Source organism: Bdellovibrio sp. HCB185ZH, assembly GCF_047302455.1.
GTDB lineage: Bacteria > Bdellovibrionota > Bdellovibrionia > Bdellovibrionales > Bdellovibrionaceae > Bdellovibrio.
In genome coordinates this window covers 534582-553961 of record NZ_CP178624.1, presented here as the reverse complement: position 1 = coordinate 553961, position 19380 = coordinate 534582, and the positions used below count along the sequence as shown (strand labels likewise).

Below are 19380 nucleotides of genomic sequence, written 5' to 3'. Positions count from 1 at the left end.
AAAATTAGAAAAGTATCTTTTAAAGTTTTGTATGAAAGGCTTCGGTCATGCTTACAAAGTCTTCGCCTAAGATTCTTTTTTTCTCCGCCTTTTTAGCTCTGGGGCTTTTCGCCGGTGGTTCTACCGCGATCACTCATTTGCAAACCCCCGAGACGCAATCAGAGACTCAAGACGGTGCCGTTGCCGCACGTGAAACTTCGGTCCCTGATTCTGAAGTGGCGATGAAGCCCTCCAATCCAAATTTTGGTCAAAGCATGGTTTGGATTCCTGGTGGGGAATTTTGGATGGGGAGTGACAATCCATCTGTTATCGATGCACAACCTCAGCATCGAGTCCGCGTCGACGGCTTTTGGATGGATCAGTATCTGGTGACCAATCGAGACTTTATGGATTTTGTAGAGCAGACGGGATATGAGACGGTCGCGGAAAGACGCTTGGATCCTAAGGATTATCCGGATTTACCACAGGAACTTCTGGTTCCGGGAGCCATTATTTTTAGTCCTCGCATTGAACGTACGGACTTAGGAATTTCGGGTTCTGTTTATTGGCGTTGGCAGCCGGGTGCAAATTGGCGACACCCCGAGGGGCCAGGAAGTGATTTACGTGGGCGTGAGTTGATGCCCGTGATTCATGTCTCGTATGCAGATGCTGAGGCTTATGCTCAGTTTCGTGGTAAGCGACTGCCTACGGAAGCGGAATGGGAATATGCTGCGCGTGGTGGACTGGATCGAATGCCCTTTAGCTGGGGCAAAGAGTTTCGGCCGCTGGGGAAATTCATGGCGAACACCTGGCAGGGAAATTTTCCTTATTTTGATTCGGCCGAAGACGGCTTTAAGGGACTTTCACCGGTGGGAAGCTTTCCACCGAATGGCTATGGACTGTATGACATGACTGGAAATGTTTGGCAGTGGGTGTCGGATTGGTATCGTGCCGATTATTTCAAAATGGTTGGAGATAAAGTTTCCTTCAATCCCCAGGGGCCTAAAAGTTCAGAAAAAGGTCCTGATCCCTCCTATAAAAAACGTGTGCAAAAAGGTGGCTCTTATCTGTGTACGGATTCTTTTTGTTCTAACTTAGATCCTGGTGCGCGTCGTCGTGGCGATGTGTGGAGTGGTTCTCCTCAGGTAGGTTTTCGACTGGTGACATCGGAACCTGCGAACGCCTCGTATAAGCAGCCAGCACAAAAATTTTCCCTCTATCGCTAAGCTTCTATGATAGGATTGGTTTCGAGGTTTTTATGAGCAGTCCTTTCGTCAAAGCACGTGGCAAAACACCGTTGGTCGCTGAAAAAGTTTTTATCGCTGATAACGCTCGCATCATTGGTGATGTCGAAATCGGCGAGAGTTCATCCATTTGGTACAATGTGACCATTCGTGGTGACGTTATGCCGATTAAATTGGGCAAAGAAGTGAATGTTCAAGATGGCAGCGTGATTCATGGAACATACGGAAAGTATGGAACGACATTGCATGATCGAGTCACTATTGGGCATTTAGTTATGTTGCACGGGTGTGAAGTCGGTCGTGCGACACTGGTGGGTATGGGTTCTATTTTGATGGATGGCGTAAAAGTGGGAGAGCATTGCTTGATTGGTGCCGGGTCTTTATTGACAGAAGGCACCGAAATTCCTCCACGCAGTCTGGTTATGGGGCGTCCTGCCAAAGTTAAACGCGCTTTAACGGATGAAGAAGTCGCTTTGCTGGAGAAGTCAGCAGACAATTATCTCCTCTATAAAACATGGTACGACGAGGTCTAGTCTTAACGAAACCCTGAAGGTCTTCTTGTTGAACTCTGAATTGATTCAACAGAGAATGATCTCAGGAGTTTTTTATGGAACGTGAAATCCCTTTAGCACTGACTTTCGACGATATCTTACTTCTTCCTCAATTCTCAGAAATTATTCCCACAGATGTGGTGCCAAGATCTTTTTTTGCACGGGATAAATTTTTAAATACGCCGATTGTTTCGGCAGCCATGGATACGGTCACCGAAAACCGCACCGCACGCGTGATGGCTCAATTTGGTGGTTTGGGGATCATCCATAAAAATTTCTCGATCGAGAAACAAGCGCTTGAAGTTGAAAAAGTAAAAAAATACGAAAGCGGCATGATCATGGATCCCATTACATTGGGGCCGGATCATCTGGTGCAAGAAGCTTTAGATTTGATGGAAAAATTTTCGATCAGTGGTGTTCCGATCACAGTGGATGGTTTGTTGGTGGGGATTCTGACAAACCGTGATTTACGCTTTGAAGAAAATTTCAATCAACCGATTCGCAACCTGATGACTCAAGAAAGTCTGGTCACGGCGAAAATGGGAACGACGCTTGAAGAAGCGAAAAAGATTTTGCAAAAACACCGTATCGAAAAACTTCCGGTGGTGGATGCAAAGGGTAAACTTAAAGGTCTGATCACAATCAAAGACATCGAAAAAGCCAAGAACTATCCGCAGGCGACGAAAGACAATCACGGTCGTTTGTTTGTAGGCGCTGCCATTGGCGTTGGAACTGACTCTGCGGAGCGTGCCGAAGCTTTGGTCACAGCTGGTGTCGACGTTTTGTGTGTGGATACAGCTCATGGTCATTCCAAAAATGTTTTGGACATGGTGAAACATGTTTCTAAGAAATATAAAGACGTCATTATCATTGCCGGAAATGTTGTCACAGCGGATGGCACGAAAGCTTTGATTGATGCGGGCGCTGACGTTGTAAAAGTCGGCGTGGGACCTGGAAGCATCTGTACAACGCGTGTGGTGGCTGGTGTCGGTATGCCGCAAATTACTGCGGTGATGGATTGTGCGCGTGTTGCGAAGGCTGCGGGCAAAACAATTATAGCCGACGGCGGTATTAAATTTTCTGGTGATATCACGAAGGCCTTAGCGTTGGGCGCCAACACCGTTATGATCGGTAACCTGCTTGCGGGTGCTGAAGAGTCACCAGGTGAAACAATCTTGTTCCAGGGACGTAGTTACAAAGTTTACCGTGGCATGGGTTCCATTGGAGCCATGGCTCGTGGTTCAAAAGATCGCTACGGACAAATGGATATCGAAGACAATGAGAAATTGGTTCCAGAAGGTATCGAAGGAAAAGTTGCTTACAAGGGGCCTGCTTCGGGAATTATTCATCAGCTTGTGGGTGGTTTGAAATCTGGTATGGGATATTTGGGCGCAGGCAATATTGATGAACTACAAAAACGGGCAAAATTTGTCCAAATCAGTGCTGCGGGTCTGCGTGAATCCCATGTGCATGATGTCAGCATCACCAAAGAAGCTCCGAACTATAGAATTGAAAGTTAATCATTATGCTACGTGGATTTATCATTTTGGATTTCGGTTCGCAATTCACTCAGCTGATTGCGCGCCGTTTGCGTGAAATGGGATATTACTCTGAGATTCATTCTTACCAATATCCCACAGAAGAAATCATCAAAAAGAAACCCTATGGAATCATTCTTAGCGGCGGACCGAATTCGGTTTATGAAACAGGATCTCCGCAAAGAAATATCCAGGAACTTCGTAACATAAGTCCTTTGTTTTGCGTTTGTTATGGAATGCAATTATTGACTCATTCTTTGGGTGGTAAAGTTACGAAAGCTCAGCATCGTGAGTACGGCCTTAATTATGTAACATGGACTGAAGTCGTAAAAGGTGTCCCGCAAAAACAGAAAGTCTGGATGAGTCACGGTGACGTCGTTGAAGCAGTTCCTGAGGGCTTTAAAGTCATTGCTCATTCTGATGGTGATCATCCGGCCGCGATGCGCGGAGAGAACGTCCTGGCGGTGCAATTCCATCCTGAGGTGGCTCACACAGAGCATGGTTTGGATTTATTGAAACATTTTACCGAAGATATGTGTAAAGCCCCTGCTGACTGGGATGCTCCACATATCAAAGATCATTTGATGGCAGACATTCGTCAAAAGGTTGCTCCTGATGATCATGTGTTGGTGGGGCTAAGTGGCGGTGTGGATTCCACTGTGGTTGCGACGTTACTGACGAAAGCGCTGGGTGCGGATCGTGTTCACTGCGTATTTGTCGATAATGGATTGCTTCGCAAAAATGAATATGAAAATGTCCTGCAAAGCTATCAGGGCTTGGGGTTGAATGTTCGCGGCGTTGATGCTTCGACGGAATTTATGACGGCCCTGGCTGGAAAAACAGATCCTGAGGATAAGCGAAAAGCCATTGGTCGCGTGTTTATTGAAGTGTTTGATAAGAGCTACGATAAATCACTTCCCATTAAATGGCTTGCTCAAGGAACGCTGTATCCGGATGTCATTGAAAGCGTTTCTTCTATCGGTGGCAGTGTGACCATCAAGTCTCATCACAACGTGGGTGGCTTGCCAGAAAAAATGAATTTAAAACTATTAGAGCCTGTACGTGAGCTTTTTAAAGATGAAGTGCGTGCAATGGGGGCGCAGCTGGGGCTTTCGAAAGAGCTGTTGTGGCGTCATCCCTTCCCGGGCCCTGGTCTTGCAATTCGTGTTTTGGGTGAAGTGACGCCTGAGAAATTGCAGATCTTGAAAGATGCGGATGATGTTTATATTTCGCAACTTCGCAAACATGGCTTGTACGATAAAATCTGGCAGGCTTTCTGCGTGCTCTTGCCTGTGAAAACGGTGGGCGTGCAGGGTGATTCCAGAACCTATGACCATGTTTTGGCATTGCGTGCGGTGACTTCCAGTGACGGCATGACGGCGGATTGGTATCCGTTCGAATTCACCTTCCTGCGCGAAGTTTCAAACCTGATTACGAATAAAGTAAAAGGTGTGAATCGCGTGGTCTATGACGTCACCAGTAAGCCTCCCGGCACGATTGAGTGGGAATAATTTTATTTAGTGCTGGTGGGTGTGCTCTTGCTTGGCATAATCCACCATGCCCTGGAAGTCGATAAGAACCACAGGTTCATTGCCCACGACCCAAGCATCATGTCCCGGAGGAATAAGTGAAACTTCACCGGGACCGCATTCGATCTCTTTTCCGTCATCCATTTTAATTCTTAAAATTCCCGCGACATGATACTGAAAGTGTGGAGCTTGACAGCTGTCAGTTTGGGCGATGGGTTTTACAGATTCAGACCATTTCCAGCCCGGTTGTAAAGTCGCACGACCCACGACAGCGCCATTAAAATCCAGCAGCTCCAAACGTCCCAACGGAAATTCACGGACTTCTTTTGTTTCAGAAAAATCCAAAGCTGTGATTGCACCCACGATATTGGAATTTTTATTAGACTGCTGCGGTTGAGACGAAAGATCGCTTTGCTGAACCATATTTACCTCCTTAAATAGGCGGATTTGATCCGCCATTTTTTTATTGAAGTCCGCATTCCAATTTAAATTTTTCCCAGTTTCCGATCTGAGTGGCGTCGGTGTGAATTGCGTCTGTGATCCGTCCACCACCACCCACAGCTGTGACATAGTTGCCGCTGATTGTTTGCAAAGCATAATAGCCACCGCCGATGGAGATGGTTTTAAATTTCTCCCACGCCTGGAGCTTCGTGGCATCTGAATGAATGACATCAGTGATGCGACCACCGCCGCTGACGGCTGTCAGATAATAGCCTTTCACGGTCTTGATTCCATAATTGATATAAGATTCTCCGTCACATGAATCCTCAAACGTGAACTTTTCCCAAGATCCAATTCTTTTGGCATCGGTATGAATCACATCTGTAATTCTTCCGCCGCCACCGACCGCGGTCACATAACGACCATTGTAAGTTTTAATTGCGCATTTAATAGGTCCATTGCAAGCCAGAGAAATGCTGGCTAAAGATTGCACGAACAACAGAGACAGTCCTCCCAGGACGAGTGTCTTTTTCATAGGTAATCACTCCTTGTTAGCGATGTCGTTGTGCCTATAGAAAACTCTTACTCCCGATTTCTTGCAAGGCCGGGATGTTGCAATGCAAATTGAATTTCAGCACAGCCGTATTGGTGGGAAAAAATCCGGGGAGTAGAATTTAAAAAGTCTTCTGACTTGGAGGCATCATGAAATCAATTTTTACTTTCTTGTTTCTTTTTTCCTTAGCTGCTCATTCGGAAACGGTGATATCAGGGCCGGCTGTGACTATCGGAGAGGGGCAAGCCTCAAGTTTCGTGAAGATGGATGAATCTGGCATGACCGCTTCATTGGGATTGGTGTTTTCAGGAAAATGTTTGCAGGGGCTGCCTGCAACTAAAGGTCATGATTATGAATACAGTCTTGATTTGCCCGAGGGAGTTTCTGTACCCCCATTTGATCATTTCACGATGAACTGGAACCCTCAGGGGCATGTGCCAGAAGAAATCTATGGAGTTCCACATTTTGATTTTCATTTTTATTTTATTACAAAACATGAGCGACACATGATTCTGTGTGATGGGACTGATAATGCGACTTGCATGAAACAACCCATCCCGGAATACATTCCTCCTTATTACATTTCCGGACCCGGCGGAGTGCCGATGATGGGATGGCATTGGGTGGATCTTCGTTCGCCAGAGTTCCATGGTCAGCCCTTTACCACGACTTATATTTACGGCTTTTATAACGGGGAAATGATTTTCTTAGAGCCCATGATGGCGCTTTCTTATTTGCAGACAAAACCGCAATTTACCAAAGAAGTTCCCCTACCAAGAAATGTGGCAAAACCGGGAAGCTATCCTGCCACGTACTCCCTGATGTATGACTCTGTCCAAGACCTTTATTGGTTGTCGCTGGAAAAGTTGACGAAACTCAACGGGAAGTAGTCACCACCACCTATGTGTTTTAACGACGGAGCTGGTGGATGACTTGGAACGTGATACATCTAAGTCATTCAAGAACTTAAATTAAATGGAGGTCCCATGAAGCGTTTCCAATGGGTTTTGCTTGCTATGGCATCAATGTCTGTCGTTGCGGTTGCAGCGGAACATATTTTCTTTCAAACCGCGGGAACTTCCGCTTTCGGTTATGTAAAAGATCTTAATAATCTTCGTCAGGTTAAAAAGGTCTTACAAAATTATGAATTGCTGGTGATGTACGGTCCGAGTGGTTCGCAAAATCTGTATTTGGTCGATAGTAAATTAACGACTCAGTATTCTTTGGATGTTGATGGCATCACTGGGAAATTAAAAATGGATGTGCGCTCGGGCGATAATCTGCAAATTCCCCTTTGGAATAAGTCTGAAGATGCAACGTCCATTGATTACGACCATGAGTTCGGTTTGGTCACCACGGGACTTTCGCAATGTTGTGGAGCCGCCACCGGTTATCGCGCCTATGACGTGAAAACGGGTTATCTGATTCTGTCCTTTAACTCCTTCTCGGTGGGAGGTGGCGCGGTTCAACATCCGTTTGTGCTGGATGTGCCTAACTCTGAGATGCCGCAACGATATATTGGTGTCGTCAGTGGTGATAGCACGCGGGATCAGGATTTCGTGACGCCAGCTCCAGGGATGGTGAAAACAGCGTTAGTAAAAATGGGAATTGTCGGTAAGTTTTATCAGCGTCTTCAACTGGATATGAAAGTTGCGGAGGGATATGCCCCAAGTATCTTGTCCGTCACAATGGAGAAAAATTCCAGCATTCCTGACAGTGGTAAAATTGAAATCAATAACGACGTGGCGACTCTTTGGAATATCGATGGCGGTACGGACCCCAATGCGATTCAGGGTGTTCAAATTAAAATCGTGGTGAATGGCGGTGAAGGGGATAAAACCGTGATTATTCCAGTTGTGAATGATCGTCTGAATCTTGACCAAGCGACAGTGCCCGAAGGCGTCAGTCTCAAGGCACAACCGCTGTAAAATCATTGCGCTTTCAAACGTTGCCTAGTCTTGCGAATCCCTGGGAGTTACACTATTATGTCTCATGCTTATTAATGTGACTCCTCTTCGCAAGTATCGTGATTTCCGCCTTTTATTTTTCGGACAAATGGTTTCTCTCTTAGGAAGTATGGTGACTTATGTTGCCATACCTTATGAGGTCTATGAATTGACGAAGGATAACTGGGTGGTCGGAATGTTGGGGTTGGCACAACTTCTTCCGGTGTTAATCTTTGGGATTTTGGGCGGCACTTATGCGGATCGCATGGATCGCCGTAAACTTCTACTGACTTCTGAAATCATAATGACACTGATTATTCTTGCGCAGGCTTTGAATGCGTGTCGTGAAAAACCTTCCGTTCCTTTGATCTTTGTTTTGGTCGCGATTTTCCAATCTGTCTTGGGTTTCCATCGTCCGGCAATGGAAGCAATGACGCAAAAAATCGTCGCACCGGAAGATTATCCCGCTGTCGGCGCCTTAGGAAGTTTTCGTTGGGCCACAGGCGCTATTGTAGGGCCCGCATTAGGTGGAGTGTTGATTGCAAAATTCGGCGTGAAGGGTGCTTACTTCTTTGACGTTGTGAGTTTTGCGGCAGCTTTCATTGCCTTGTGGATGATGAGCCGAATGCCGGCTCCGGAAAAAAGAGATGTGTCTCCTTTGGAAGATGCCAAAGCGGGTCTTAAGTATGCACTTTCAAAACCTGAGCTTGTCGGGACATATGTGATTGATATCGTGGCGATGGTTTTTGCTTTCCCCGTCGCACTATTTCCTGCGATGTCTGAAAATTGGGGAGGCGCGACGGCGGCTGGTGCCTTGTTTTCGGCGATGGCTGTGGGTTCTTTGATTATGACTTTGTTCAGTGGCTGGACTGGGAAAGTTCAACATCATGGACGAGCCGTGGTGATTGCTGCGACTTTGTGGTCAGTCTTCATTATTGGTGTGGGCTTTGCGCAAAACCTTTGGGTCGCCGTTTTATTTTTAGGTCTGGCGGGGGCGGCTGACATGATGAGTGGTTTATTCCGCGGTATTATTTGGAATCAAACCGTACCGAATGATTTGCGCGGTCGTTTGTCGGGGATTGAAATGATCTCTTACATGTCGGGGCCACTTTTAGGAAATGCACGGGCGGGATGGGTCGCTGCGAAATATTCTGTGCCTGTGAGTATTGCCAGTGGTGGTTTAATTTGTGCAGTTATGGTGGTTCTGACGGGGTTTATGCTCCCCCAGTTTTGGCGCTATAAGAGTCAAGGCAAAGATGAGCAAAAACTTATCCCCACAGAGGGGTTAACGCAAGGCTCCTAATTTGAATAAAGGGGCTGGCTAAGATAAGAATTTAACATGTCTTTTGTTCATTTACATGTCCATTCTGAGTACTCCCTTTTAGAAGCTGCTTGTCGGGTCAAAGCGATCGCGAAAAAAGCAGCCGCGATGAATATGCCTGCCGCCGCATTGACGGATAACGGGAACATGTTCGGCGCTGTTGAATTTTACTTTGCTTGTAAAGACAACAACGTCAAGCCACTGCTGGGATTGGATGCGTATCTTGCTCCCGGATCACGTTTAGAGAAAAAACAAGATCGCGATCAAGTGGCTCAGGGGCCACGTCGTTTGGTGTTCCTGGCGCAAAATACCAAGGGCTATCAAAATCTTTGTAAGCTTTCGACCATTGGTTACCAAGAGGGTTTTTATTGGAAACCTCGTATCGACTATGAAGTGATCAAAGAATACAATTCGGATTTGATTTGTTTAACGGGTGGACTTCGTGGCGAAGTCGCTGAAGCCTTCATGAAAGAAGGCGCGGATGCGGCGCTTGCGAAAATCCGTCAGCTGAAAGAAATCTTTGATGACCGCCTGTATTTGGAAATGTGCCGAACAGGTGTCCCTGAGTGGGATCAAATCAATCCTTTCTTGTTGGAAGCTTCTAAAATCACAGGGGTCCCTGTGGTTGCAAGTAACGACGTTCACTACATGACTCAAGACGATCAGATCGCCCAAGAGGTTTTGATCTGTATCGGGACCAATAAAACTTTGAGTGATGAAGGTCGTTTCCGTTTGGGAACTGACGAATTTTATTTTAAAAAACCCGAGCAAATGGTCGAGCTCTTCTCTGATATTCCAGAGGCCGTCAGCAATACTTTGCAAATCGCCGAACGTTGCGATGTAAAATTCAAACTTAAAGACGACGCAGGTAAGCCGATTTATCACTTACCAACTTTCCCGACCGATGAAGGTGTGACTTTGAAAGAAGACATCGCCCGTCGATCTAAAGAAGGTTTGCTGCTGCGTTTTGAAGAGGCCGCTGAACGTGGTGAGGCCGTCCCTGAAGAGAAAAAGCCCGAATACTATAAACGCCTGGATTATGAACTTGGCATTATCGATCGCATGGGCTTCAACGGTTATTTCTTGATCGTCCAAGACTTCATCGGCTGGGCAAAAGATAACGACATTCCTGTGGGCCCGGGTCGTGGTTCCGGTGCGGGTTCCTTGGTTGCCTATGTTTTGAAAATTACGGATTTGGATCCACTTCCAAATTTCCTACTGTTCGAGCGTTTTTTGAATCCAGAACGTATCTCCATGCCGGACTTCGATATCGACTTCTGTCAGGATCGTCGTCAGGAAGTGATCCGTTACGTGACTCAAAAGTACGGACAGGCTTCGGTTTCTCAGATCATCACTTACGGTAAGCTACAAACTCGTGCGGCGTTGAAGGACGTCGGGCGTGTATTGGGAATGCTTTTCGCAGAAGTGGATCAGGTAACTAAATTGATTCCAGATAAATTGGGTATCAGTTTGAAAGAGTCTCTGGAAATGGAGCCTCGTCTGACTGAAATGATGGAGATGAATCCAACTGTTGCCACACTGATCGACCTTGCACAACGCGTGGAAGGTATGGTTCGAAACGCGGGGATCCATGCTGCCGGCGTTATCATCGGTGACGGTCAGTTGGTGAAACATGCGCCTTTGTATAAAGGTGCCGATGGCGAGCAAGTCGTTCAATACGACATGAAGCATGCCGAGAAAATCGGATTGATCAAATTCGACTTCTTGGGGCTAAAGACTCTTACTCACATCAACATGGCTTTAAAGCATATCAAAAAGAATCGTGGCAAGACGATCACGTCGCGCATGATTCCGATGACCGATACGGCCACTTTCGAGATGATGTCCCGTGGGGATACGGCGGGGGTGTTCCAGTTCGAGGGTGAGGGCATCACCGATGCCACTCGTAAAATCCGTCCATCCTCATTTGCCGATATCACCGCGATCACATCACTGTATCGACCAGGTCCGATGGCGAACATCCCTGATTTTACGGATCGTAAACACGGTAAAGCTCCTGTTGAATATTTGCTTGAAGATACCAAGGAAGTCTTGTCAGAGACCTACGGGATCATGGTTTACCAAGAGCAAGTTATGGGTATCGCTTCCAAGATCGCCGGCTACTCCCTGGGTGAAGCCGACATGCTTCGTCGTGCGATGGGTAAAAAGATCAAAGAAGAAATGGATCAGCACCGTGAACGTTTCATGAAGGGTGCGATCGAAAGAGGTCACAACAAAGAACGTTCGTCAGAACTGTTTGATCTGATGTATAAGTTTGCGGACTACGGTTTCAATAAATCCCATGCCGCTGCTTACTCGGTTGTTACGTTACAGACGGCTTGGTTGAAATGCCATTATCCGGTTGAGTTCTTTGCAGCACTTCTGTCTACCGAGTTATCTGATACAGAAAAAATCGTAAAATACTCTAAGGATGCTGCTAAACGCGGTATCACAGTGAAATCACCCCATGTGAATTTCTCTGAGTACTTCTTTGGTGCCCACGGTGACGAAGTTTACTTCGGTCTGGGGGGGATCAAAGGTGTGGGGCAAAATGCGGTGGAAGCGATTGTTGAGGCCCGTGAAAACATGCCTGACAAAAAGTTCAACTCGTTGGATGAATTTTTTAATGCGATCGATCTTCGCCGTGTGAATAAAAAAGTGATCGAGTGTTTGATCAAGGCCGGGGCCTTTGAAGGTTTCGGTGCGCACCGTGCTCAGTTGATGGCGGGTTATCAAAAATTCCTGGACCGTGCTCAAGGTTTGCAAAAAGACCGTGAACTGGGGCAGTCGTCCCTTTTCGATTTGGGTCCTTCGGCGGAAACGATTGTAAAACTGGATGATGTTAAACCTTGGAGCCGAACGGCGTCTCTGGCTTACGAAAAAGAAGTATTAGGTTTTTACCTAAGCGATCACCCTTTGAAAGGGTTTGATACTTTGTCCGAGATTTTTACTTCTTGTAAAATCATCGATTTACCTGCCCAGATGCCAGCGCAAGGTTCTCCGGAATGGGAAGCTATGCAGGCTGCTAAAAAGGACTGGAAGAACCGTGATGCCGCTAAAAAACGTGTGGTGGTCGCGGGACTTATTACAGAGCTTCGCGAGCTTATTACCAAAAAAGGGACGCGTATGGCCTTCGGCAAGGTCGAAGATTTAACCGGAGCGGTGGAGTTAGTGATCTTCCCTGATGCGTTTGCAAAAAATGGCGAGATGTTAAAAGACGAGCGTCCGATGCTCATCGGTGGCGGTCTTGAAGTCGAGGAAGGTGTCGCTAAAATCATGGTGGATTCAGTGTCTCCGTTAGAAGATATCCTGAAGAAAACCAAACGCATGGTCTTTAGGCTGGATCGTATTCCGCACGAAGATTATGGACGATTAAAATCATTGATGACCGAGAATCCAGGTCCAACGGCAGTCAGTCTAGAAATTGATATACCCGACGTCAGTCGCCGTGTGATGATGGATATAGGCGAGGGATCCGGAGTCAATGTCAGCAATGAATTCTTTGAAGGGGTGCACTCCCTTTTTGGACGAACGGATTTTATTGAATTGAGGTAAGAACAGATGCGTTTTGCAGCTTTGATGAGTTTCTTCTTGATGTTTACTTCTTTGGTTTTTGCACAGCAGGCAGATTTGCTTGAGCGTAACTTTTCAGGCACTTCCAAACAAACGACCCCTCAGGCGGCCAAAGCGGACATTCAAAATCAAGCCGCGCAGAAAATTTCAGAAGAAGTTATTCGCGATCTGATTGGCGATGACCGTTATAACAAAAACAAAGCTTTGATTTCCAATAAGGTCATCAAACTTTCCGGTCGTTATATTCCCTTTGTAAAACCTTCGGCGATCACGCAAGAGGGCGAAGAATTTAAAATGACGGTGAACATGAAAGTGTCATTGTCGGATTTGAAACAACTGCTTCAGGTGAACTCCCTATTGAATGAAAACGACACGGTACCCGTGGTTTTGCCAGTTATCAGCTACATTGATAAAGTGGAAGGTCGTAATTACCGCTGGTGGCAAAACTCTTCAGATAAAAGCCAGGGCTTTTTGATTAAACAAGGTCGCACCTTGGAAGAAGCTTTGCGCAGTTCTTTCCAAAAGAATAACTTTTTCGTGATAAAGCCTGTGGAAGCGGGTTTGGGAATCAATATCCCAGCAAGCTTTCAAAACGAAAGAGTGGCGGGTGAAGATGCTCAGTTCTTTGCTCAGTACTTTAATGCTCCTGTTTTGATCGACGGTCAGGTTTTGATGAACAAGGCGGATAAAGGCGGCGGTTACCGCGTGGAAGTTCGCATGACCGCTATTCAGGTCAGCAATGCTCGTCCTATCGCTGACGTGTCTCGCCGTTATGATGTTCAAGGCTCCTTTGAAGGTGCCGTGGATAAAAAAATCCGCGAAGTGGCAGAGGCTGTTGCCAACGATCTAGCTTCTCAGGTTTTTGAAGCTTGGCAGCGTGGTTCTGTCGGAACTTCAGTGATTCGCGTAACGGTGACCGGTAAACACACTTTACCTTCGATGGAAGCATTGAAAGAGCGCATTCGCTCTCAATTGACTCAGGTAAAAAATATTCGTGAACGTCTGGTGAGTTCTGATTCTGTCAGTTTTGAAGTCGATACTGCGGCTTCCTCGACGGAGCTTGCAACAAAATTGGAAGCTTTGGATGTCAACGGCAAGAAGCTGGTGAAAGTATCTGAAGATCGCGAAGAAATCGTTCTAAGACTGGCACAATAAGGAGGCCTTTCGTGAGATTGTTATTGGCTTTGGCAGTTGTGATATCCATGGTGGGATGTATGACTGTGGACCGCGCAGGTGGTCCTCGTCGCGAAGTGCGTGATGAAAATCAGGTCACTTTGAAAGACGAATCCTCACCAAGAAAACGTCTGATGGTTCTGCCATTCCTTGATGTCTCCGATAAAAGACCGCAAAGCTTCAGAGACCGTGCTCGTTCGGCTTTCATTGCGGACCTGAATCGTTCCGGTGATTTGATTGCCTTGGACAGCCGCGAGTTGAGCTTGGATCTTTCTAAAATGATGGATCCTGCCGGCGGTTACAAAATGACGGAGGTGGCAAAAGCTGCCAGTTCATTGGGTGTGAATGCCGTTTTAGAAGGCCGTATCCTTGATATTCGTGTGCAAAGAAAATCCGATAACGTGGGTGTGGTTCGACAACTGACGACGGGCTTTGAAGTCGTGGCACAGGTGCGTGTTGTCACTGCTCGCGGAGGGAAAGAGATTTTCAACACTGTTAAAACAGTGACGTTGAAAGACCAAGGCATTCGCGTTGCGGAACGTGTGGAGACTGACAAGTTTTTGCAAAATAATCCAGAAATGATCGAAGTCATCGTGAAGGATGCGTTCTTGGACTTCTCTCCGCAGGTGCTTGCAGCTCTGGATAAAATTTCTTGGGAAGGTCGTATTGCGGCCATTCAGGGGGATCGGATCTATCTTAACGTTGGAAAAATTTCCGGCTTGCAAATGGGAGATCTCTTAAAGGTAATGGAAGACGGTGATGATATTTACGACCCAGAAAGTGGGACGCATATTGGACGCGCACCAGGTCGTTTAAAAGGGACACTGGAACTGATTTCTTACTTCGGTACAGATGGCTCAATTGCAATCATTCACAGTGGTTCCGGCTTCAAAGAAAACGATCGCGTAGAACTCTATTAATCTTTGAACTGCAAAATATTTAGGGGTATTATCAAAGTGTGAAATCTATATTCGCACTTTGCTTTTTTATTCTTAGTTCCTTTCTTTTTTCTTCCGTCTCTTATGCCAAAGACTGGAAGGTTGCTGTTCTTTATTGGAGTATGAAAATCGAAGGTCAGGTTGCCATGCGCAAAGGCCTTGAGGAACAAGTTCAACTCTTTAACAAAGAAAACAAAGGCAAGAATTCCATTGTTCTGGTTCCGTTTGTGGCCGGTGAAGGTCGTAAGGGAATTGAAAATCAAGCTGGGCAAATGCAACAGGCTTTGAAAGAAAAACCTGATCTGATCGTGATTCAACCGACGGACAATTCAACACTGGCTTCTTCCCTGCAAGAAGCTAACGCCTTAAAAATTCCGGTGATCGCTTATGATCAGTACATCGTAAACGGAGAGCTGACAGCTTTTATCACGAGTGCAAACTACCGTGCAGGACAAGATAACGGCGAATACATCACGTCCCAGTTTAAGACCGGCCAACAAATTCGCATCGCGGTCTTCGAGTATCCCGCAGTTTCTTCGACCACGGAGCGTGTGGATGGATTTTTTGATTCCTTGCGTGCACAGAATGCAAAATTCAAAGTTGTGGGTGTCTATCAGGCTGTGGATCCTGAATCCGGTAAAACAGCCGTTAAAAAATTCCTCAAAGATTTTCCTGATAAAAACAGTGTCGATGTTGTTTTTACCGTGAACGATGGTGGTGGTCTTGAGATCGTTAAAGAACTTCAGGCTAAAAAACGCACCGAGATCAAACATGTGACTTTCGATGGCGATCCTGAGTCGGTCGAAAACATTCGTGCGGGCCGCTCTACCGTTATTGATTCCGCTCAATTCTGTGGAGAGTTGGGTCGTGAGACGGCAAGGAGTCTGGTGAAGGTCCTAACTGGAAAACCAGTGGATCGTAAAATCCGTGTGCCAACTTTTCCGATCACTAAAAAGTCCTTGGGCGAATACCCTGGTTGGATGGGTGTACCGAAGCCTGAGCTGGCTAAGAAAGTCGAGCGTCCACGTCCGAGTTTGATTCCTCACGAAGAGTTCGATCGCAATCAAAAACGCATCATTCGAATTGGAACGACTCCACTGTGCCCTTATATCTGTGAAAAAAGCCCCGGGGTGTGGACGGGCTATCTCTTTGAGATTTTGGGAGAGGTTTCCCGGGATCTGGGGGTGGAGCTGCGTCTTGAAAACGTTGCTTCAAACCGTTTAAAGCAAGGTTTGGAATCCCGTAAGCTGGATTATATTATCGCGCCAGAATACGTGGTGCGCTATATGGATGATATTCTGGTAGTGGGACCTCAATTGGGTGTGAACTACACGGGTGCTTTGCTGCAAAAAGATAAAAAGGCTCCCCATATCATTGATGCAAAATCCTTAGAAACTCAGCGCATCCTTTATTCTGATTTTGGCTTGCAGGATGGTCGTATCGAGGCCGAATTCACCGGTACTAAGATCAATAAGCTTTCTGGCTCTGATGTTGTGGAGCGTATGTTCCGCATCGTGGCGCAGAAGCGTATGGATGTGGCACTAGGGGATTACAACGTCCTTCGTTATTACCAGGTCCGCGATAAAGGCCAATTTACCTTGTATCCAACTTCCATCACAGGATTTAGTTTCTTGGTCCTTGTGGGACTTAAGAAAAACCCTCAAGTGCAGCTGTTGGGTGATGGGTTGACCGATTGGTTTATTCAGGCTCGAAAAAGTTCTCACCTTCAGGAAGTCCTGGGACGCTATAACCTGACCGACTGGAACATCCTGACTCGCGATTAAAATATTGATTTTACAGCCTAAATTGCATAATCATAGAAGGTCAGTTGAAAGGGCCTTCTATGCAAACAACTCTGGTTAAGTCGCTTTTTAGAGAAACAGAAAAATTCTTGGATAAAGAAATCCATATGTCTGGTTGGGTTCGTAAGATCCGTGACCAAAAGAATTTCGGTTTCATCGAGTTGAATGACGGATCTTTCTTTAAAGGTGTTCAGGTTGTTTTTGACGAGAAGCTTTCTAACTTTGAAGAGTTGGCAAAACTTTCTATCGCTAGTTCCATCGTAGTGACTGGTAAGGTTGTTAAGTCTCAAGGTGCGGGACAATCCTTTGAAGTATTGGCTTCAAAGATCGAAGTGATTCAAAAAGCCTCTGCCGAATACCCTTTGCAAAACAAACGTCACAGTTTTGAATATCTGCGCGAGATCGCTCACTTGCGTCCGCGTGGCAACACGTTCTCTGCTGTGTTCCGCGTGCGTTCGGTGCTTGCTTACGCCATTCATAAATTCTTTCAAGAACAAAACTTCGTTTACGTGAACACACCCATTATCACAGGGTCTGATGCTGAGGGTGCGGGCGAAATGTTCCGCGTAACAACTCTTAAGTTGGACAATCCTCCAAGAACTGCGGATGGCAAAATCGATGCTTCCAAAGATTTCTTTGGTAAAGAAACGAACCTGACAGTTTCCGGTCAATTGAACGGTGAAACGTTCTGTGCGGCTTTCCGTAATATTTATACTTTCGGTCCTACATTCCGTGCTGAGAATTCAAATACGTCTCGTCACGCGGCGGAATTCTGGATGATCGAACCCGAGATCGCATTTGCTGATTTAACAGCGAATATGGAATTGGGCGAGGCGATGATCAAATACATCATTCGCTATGTGATGGAACAATGCCCAGAGGAAATGGAATTCTTTAGTCAATTTATCGAAAAAGGTTTGTTCGATAAATTGAACAACGTGTTGAATAACGATTTTGCCCGTGTGACTTACACGGAGGCGATTGAGATCTTGAAAAAATGCGGTAAGAAATTCGAATTCCCGGTTGAGTGGGGAATCGACATGCAATCTGAGCATGAAAGATATCTGGCAGAAGAACATTTCAAACGCCCGGTATTCGTGACGGATTATCCAAAAGAGATCAAAGCGTTCTATATGAAATTGAATGCGGATGGCAAAACAGTTCGCGCCATGGATTTGCTAGCACCGGGTATTGGTGAAATCATCGGTGGTTCTCAGCGTGAAGACAATCTTGAGATCTTGGAGTCCCGTATGAAAGGTCACGGTCTGCATGTGGAAGATTATTCTTTCTATACAGATCTTCGTAAGTACGGAAGCTTCCCACACGCCGGTTATGGTTTGGGCTTTGAGCGTATGTTGATGTACGTGACAGGCATGACCAATATCCGTGACGTGATTCCGTTCCCTCGTACACCGAACAACGCTCTTTTCTAGAGTGCGAAAAAAAAGGCTGCCTGATAAACAGCCTTTTTTATTTATTTCACCCGGTGTTTTTCGATTCGTGTATCGGGAATGACCCAGATGGCGGCGACAATCACATACATCGCGCACGCAAGCCATACGTTTACAAAAGCGAATCCCATCCCGGAAATATATAAAACGGGGGAAATCTTGCCCTTAAAGTCTTTGCCAATCGCCTGTCGAAGATGTTCGTTTTTGTGCGGCCCCGAGGTCAATGCTTGCACCAAAAGGTAGTAAGCAATAGCTGACGCTAACAAAACCAAGCCATACATAAAGACCGGCCACGCACCGAAATGATTTTCGCCCATCCAGGCTGTCGTCACTGGAATTAACGAAAGCCAAAAAAGCAAATGAAGGTTGGCCCACATCGAGCGACCATCCACTTCTTCAATCGAATGAATAAGATGGTGATGATTGTTCCAGTAAATCCCCACATAAATAAAGCTCAGGACGTAAGAAAAAAGAACCGGCCACAGAGGCAGCAGATCCTCCAGGTGATCTCCATGGGGAACTTTAAGTTCCAAGACCATGATGGTGATAATAATCGCTAATACGCCGTCGCTGAACGCTTCTAATCGTCCTTTTTTCACTTCTAAGCCTTTGTTTTGTTGGTAATCATGGAGTGACGATAAAGATCTTTAAGCAATTCATCAACTGCGGCGGTTCTGCGTTGTGCCATTTCTTGCCGATGTCAGAACCACCGTATAGATTTAACGTTCCAATTATGTGCGGATATAGCGTAGTTGGTAGCGCGCTTCCTTGACATGGAAGAGGTCACTGGTTCAAGTCCAGTTATTCGCACCAAATTTCTCCTTCAAATTCAAAAGTAAAATGAGTGCCGGTTTTCTGAACTCCTGATCGCTAGGCATTTCTGCGACCGAAAGCGATGAATCCACAGATGGCGGCAACCACCAGCCAGTAAGTGATTGAGGCGTAGTCAACAGTTCCTGAAAAAATCGAAAGAGCGCAGAACATCAGCATTTCAAATACGATGATTAAGGCTGAAATTGAGATGAGTGAAGTGTAGCGTTTTAGATATCCAGGGATAATTAATCCCGCTGCACAGAGAAGTTCGATGATCGCCAGTGCCATCCAAATTCCGTATGGAATCATTGCGAGCGACGGGTTGGTTTCTTCCGCAGTTTTAGTAAATTTCCAAGCAGCGCCCAGACCCGTATGCAGTGCCATCAATACTTGCAGAACCCACAAAAGAATATTCATGATTTTATCTCCTAAGTAAAAGCGTAAACGATGCTTAGAAAATGACAAGCAGAAATGCGGAGGCCGAATTGTCATGTGTCGGCTGTATTGGGCATTGATTTTTTCATCCAA

Annotated in this window: 16 protein-coding genes and 1 tRNA gene; 13 read left to right on the top strand and 4 right to left on the bottom strand. The window is 46.1% G+C overall.

All coding sequences use genetic code 11. The features are described from left to right. Positions 1-47: 47 nt before the first annotated feature. From ACLSU7_RS02725 to guaA, 4 genes are all read left to right on the top strand, one after another. Complete coding sequence (locus tag ACLSU7_RS02725) at positions 48-1205, top strand: formylglycine-generating enzyme family protein (protein ID WP_413294024.1); 1158 nt, start codon at positions 48-50, stop codon at positions 1203-1205. 32 nt (positions 1206-1237) lie between these two features. Then, the gene (locus ACLSU7_RS02720) at positions 1238-1756 is read left to right on the top strand and encodes a gamma carbonic anhydrase family protein (protein ID WP_413294023.1); all 519 of its coding nucleotides are present in this window, start codon (positions 1238-1240) and stop codon (positions 1754-1756) included. 74 nt (positions 1757-1830) lie between these two features. Beyond that, positions 1831-3294, top strand: a complete 1464-nt coding sequence (gene guaB / locus ACLSU7_RS02715) for an IMP dehydrogenase (RefSeq protein WP_413294022.1) — start codon at positions 1831-1833, stop codon at positions 3292-3294. A gap of 5 nt (positions 3295-3299) precedes the next feature. Then, positions 3300-4823 carry a glutamine-hydrolyzing GMP synthase gene (guaA, locus tag ACLSU7_RS02710; protein ID WP_413294021.1) on the top strand — a complete coding sequence of 508 codons (1524 nt, stop codon included), beginning with the start codon at positions 3300-3302 and terminating at the stop codon, positions 4821-4823. Between the two features lie 6 nt (positions 4824-4829). Here the strand turns inward: guaA and ACLSU7_RS02705 are convergent, their stop codons facing one another. Together ACLSU7_RS02705 and ACLSU7_RS02700 are read right to left on the bottom strand one after the other, a co-directional pair. Continuing rightward, positions 4830-5264 (bottom strand): cupin domain-containing protein, encoded by a 435-nt coding sequence (locus ACLSU7_RS02705; protein WP_413294020.1) that lies wholly within the window; start codon positions 5262-5264, stop codon positions 4830-4832. A 40-nt stretch (positions 5265-5304) separates the two neighbouring features. Further along, positions 5305-5817: a fascin domain-containing protein gene (locus ACLSU7_RS02700; RefSeq protein ID WP_413294019.1), complete on the bottom strand. Its 513-nt coding sequence runs from the start codon at positions 5815-5817 to the stop codon at positions 5305-5307. Between the two features lie 167 nt (positions 5818-5984). Here ACLSU7_RS02700 and ACLSU7_RS02695 point away from each other — a divergent pair, with 167 nt between their 5' ends. From ACLSU7_RS02695 to asnS, 8 genes are all read left to right on the top strand, one after another. Then, positions 5985-6725, top strand: a complete 741-nt coding sequence (locus ACLSU7_RS02695) for a DUF5602 domain-containing protein (protein WP_413294018.1) — start codon at positions 5985-5987, stop codon at positions 6723-6725. Between the two features lie 96 nt (positions 6726-6821). Next, the gene (locus tag ACLSU7_RS02690) at positions 6822-7763 is read left to right on the top strand and encodes a hypothetical protein (protein WP_413294017.1); all 942 of its coding nucleotides are present in this window, start codon (positions 6822-6824) and stop codon (positions 7761-7763) included. 64 nt (positions 7764-7827) lie between these two features. Then, positions 7828-9084, top strand: a complete 1257-nt coding sequence (locus ACLSU7_RS02685; protein WP_413294016.1) for an MFS transporter — start codon at positions 7828-7830, stop codon at positions 9082-9084. Between the two features lie 36 nt (positions 9085-9120). After that, positions 9121-12657 (top strand): DNA polymerase III subunit alpha, encoded by a 3537-nt coding sequence (gene dnaE / locus ACLSU7_RS02680; protein ID WP_413294015.1) that lies wholly within the window; start codon positions 9121-9123, stop codon positions 12655-12657. A 6-nt stretch (positions 12658-12663) separates the two neighbouring features. Next, complete coding sequence (locus tag ACLSU7_RS02675; protein WP_413294014.1) at positions 12664-13830, top strand: hypothetical protein; 1167 nt, start codon at positions 12664-12666, stop codon at positions 13828-13830. Positions 13831-13841: 11 nt separating this feature from the next. After that, on the top strand, positions 13842-14768 hold the full coding sequence (locus ACLSU7_RS02670; protein ID WP_413294013.1) for a hypothetical protein: 927 nt from the start codon (positions 13842-13844) through the stop codon (positions 14766-14768). A gap of 140 nt (positions 14769-14908) precedes the next feature. Then, positions 14909-16570, top strand: a complete 1662-nt coding sequence (locus ACLSU7_RS02665) for a substrate-binding domain-containing protein (protein ID WP_413294012.1) — start codon at positions 14909-14911, stop codon at positions 16568-16570. A gap of 59 nt (positions 16571-16629) precedes the next feature. Next, positions 16630-18021, top strand: a complete 1392-nt coding sequence (gene asnS, locus ACLSU7_RS02660; protein ID WP_413294011.1) for an asparagine--tRNA ligase — start codon at positions 16630-16632, stop codon at positions 18019-18021. 41 nt (positions 18022-18062) lie between these two features. Here asnS and ACLSU7_RS02655 read toward each other — a convergent pair whose 3' ends face one another. Beyond that, on the bottom strand, positions 18063-18638 hold the full coding sequence (locus ACLSU7_RS02655; protein WP_413294010.1) for a TMEM175 family protein: 576 nt from the start codon (positions 18636-18638) through the stop codon (positions 18063-18065). A 138-nt stretch (positions 18639-18776) separates the two neighbouring features. Here ACLSU7_RS02655 and ACLSU7_RS02650 point away from each other — a divergent pair. After that, positions 18777-18852: transfer RNA gene (locus ACLSU7_RS02650), tRNA-Val, on the top strand. A 57-nt stretch (positions 18853-18909) separates the two neighbouring features. Here the strand turns inward: ACLSU7_RS02650 and ACLSU7_RS02645 are convergent. Then, positions 18910-19269, bottom strand: a complete 360-nt coding sequence (locus ACLSU7_RS02645) for a hypothetical protein (RefSeq protein ID WP_413294009.1) — start codon at positions 19267-19269, stop codon at positions 18910-18912. Positions 19270-19380: the final 111 nt, after the last annotated feature.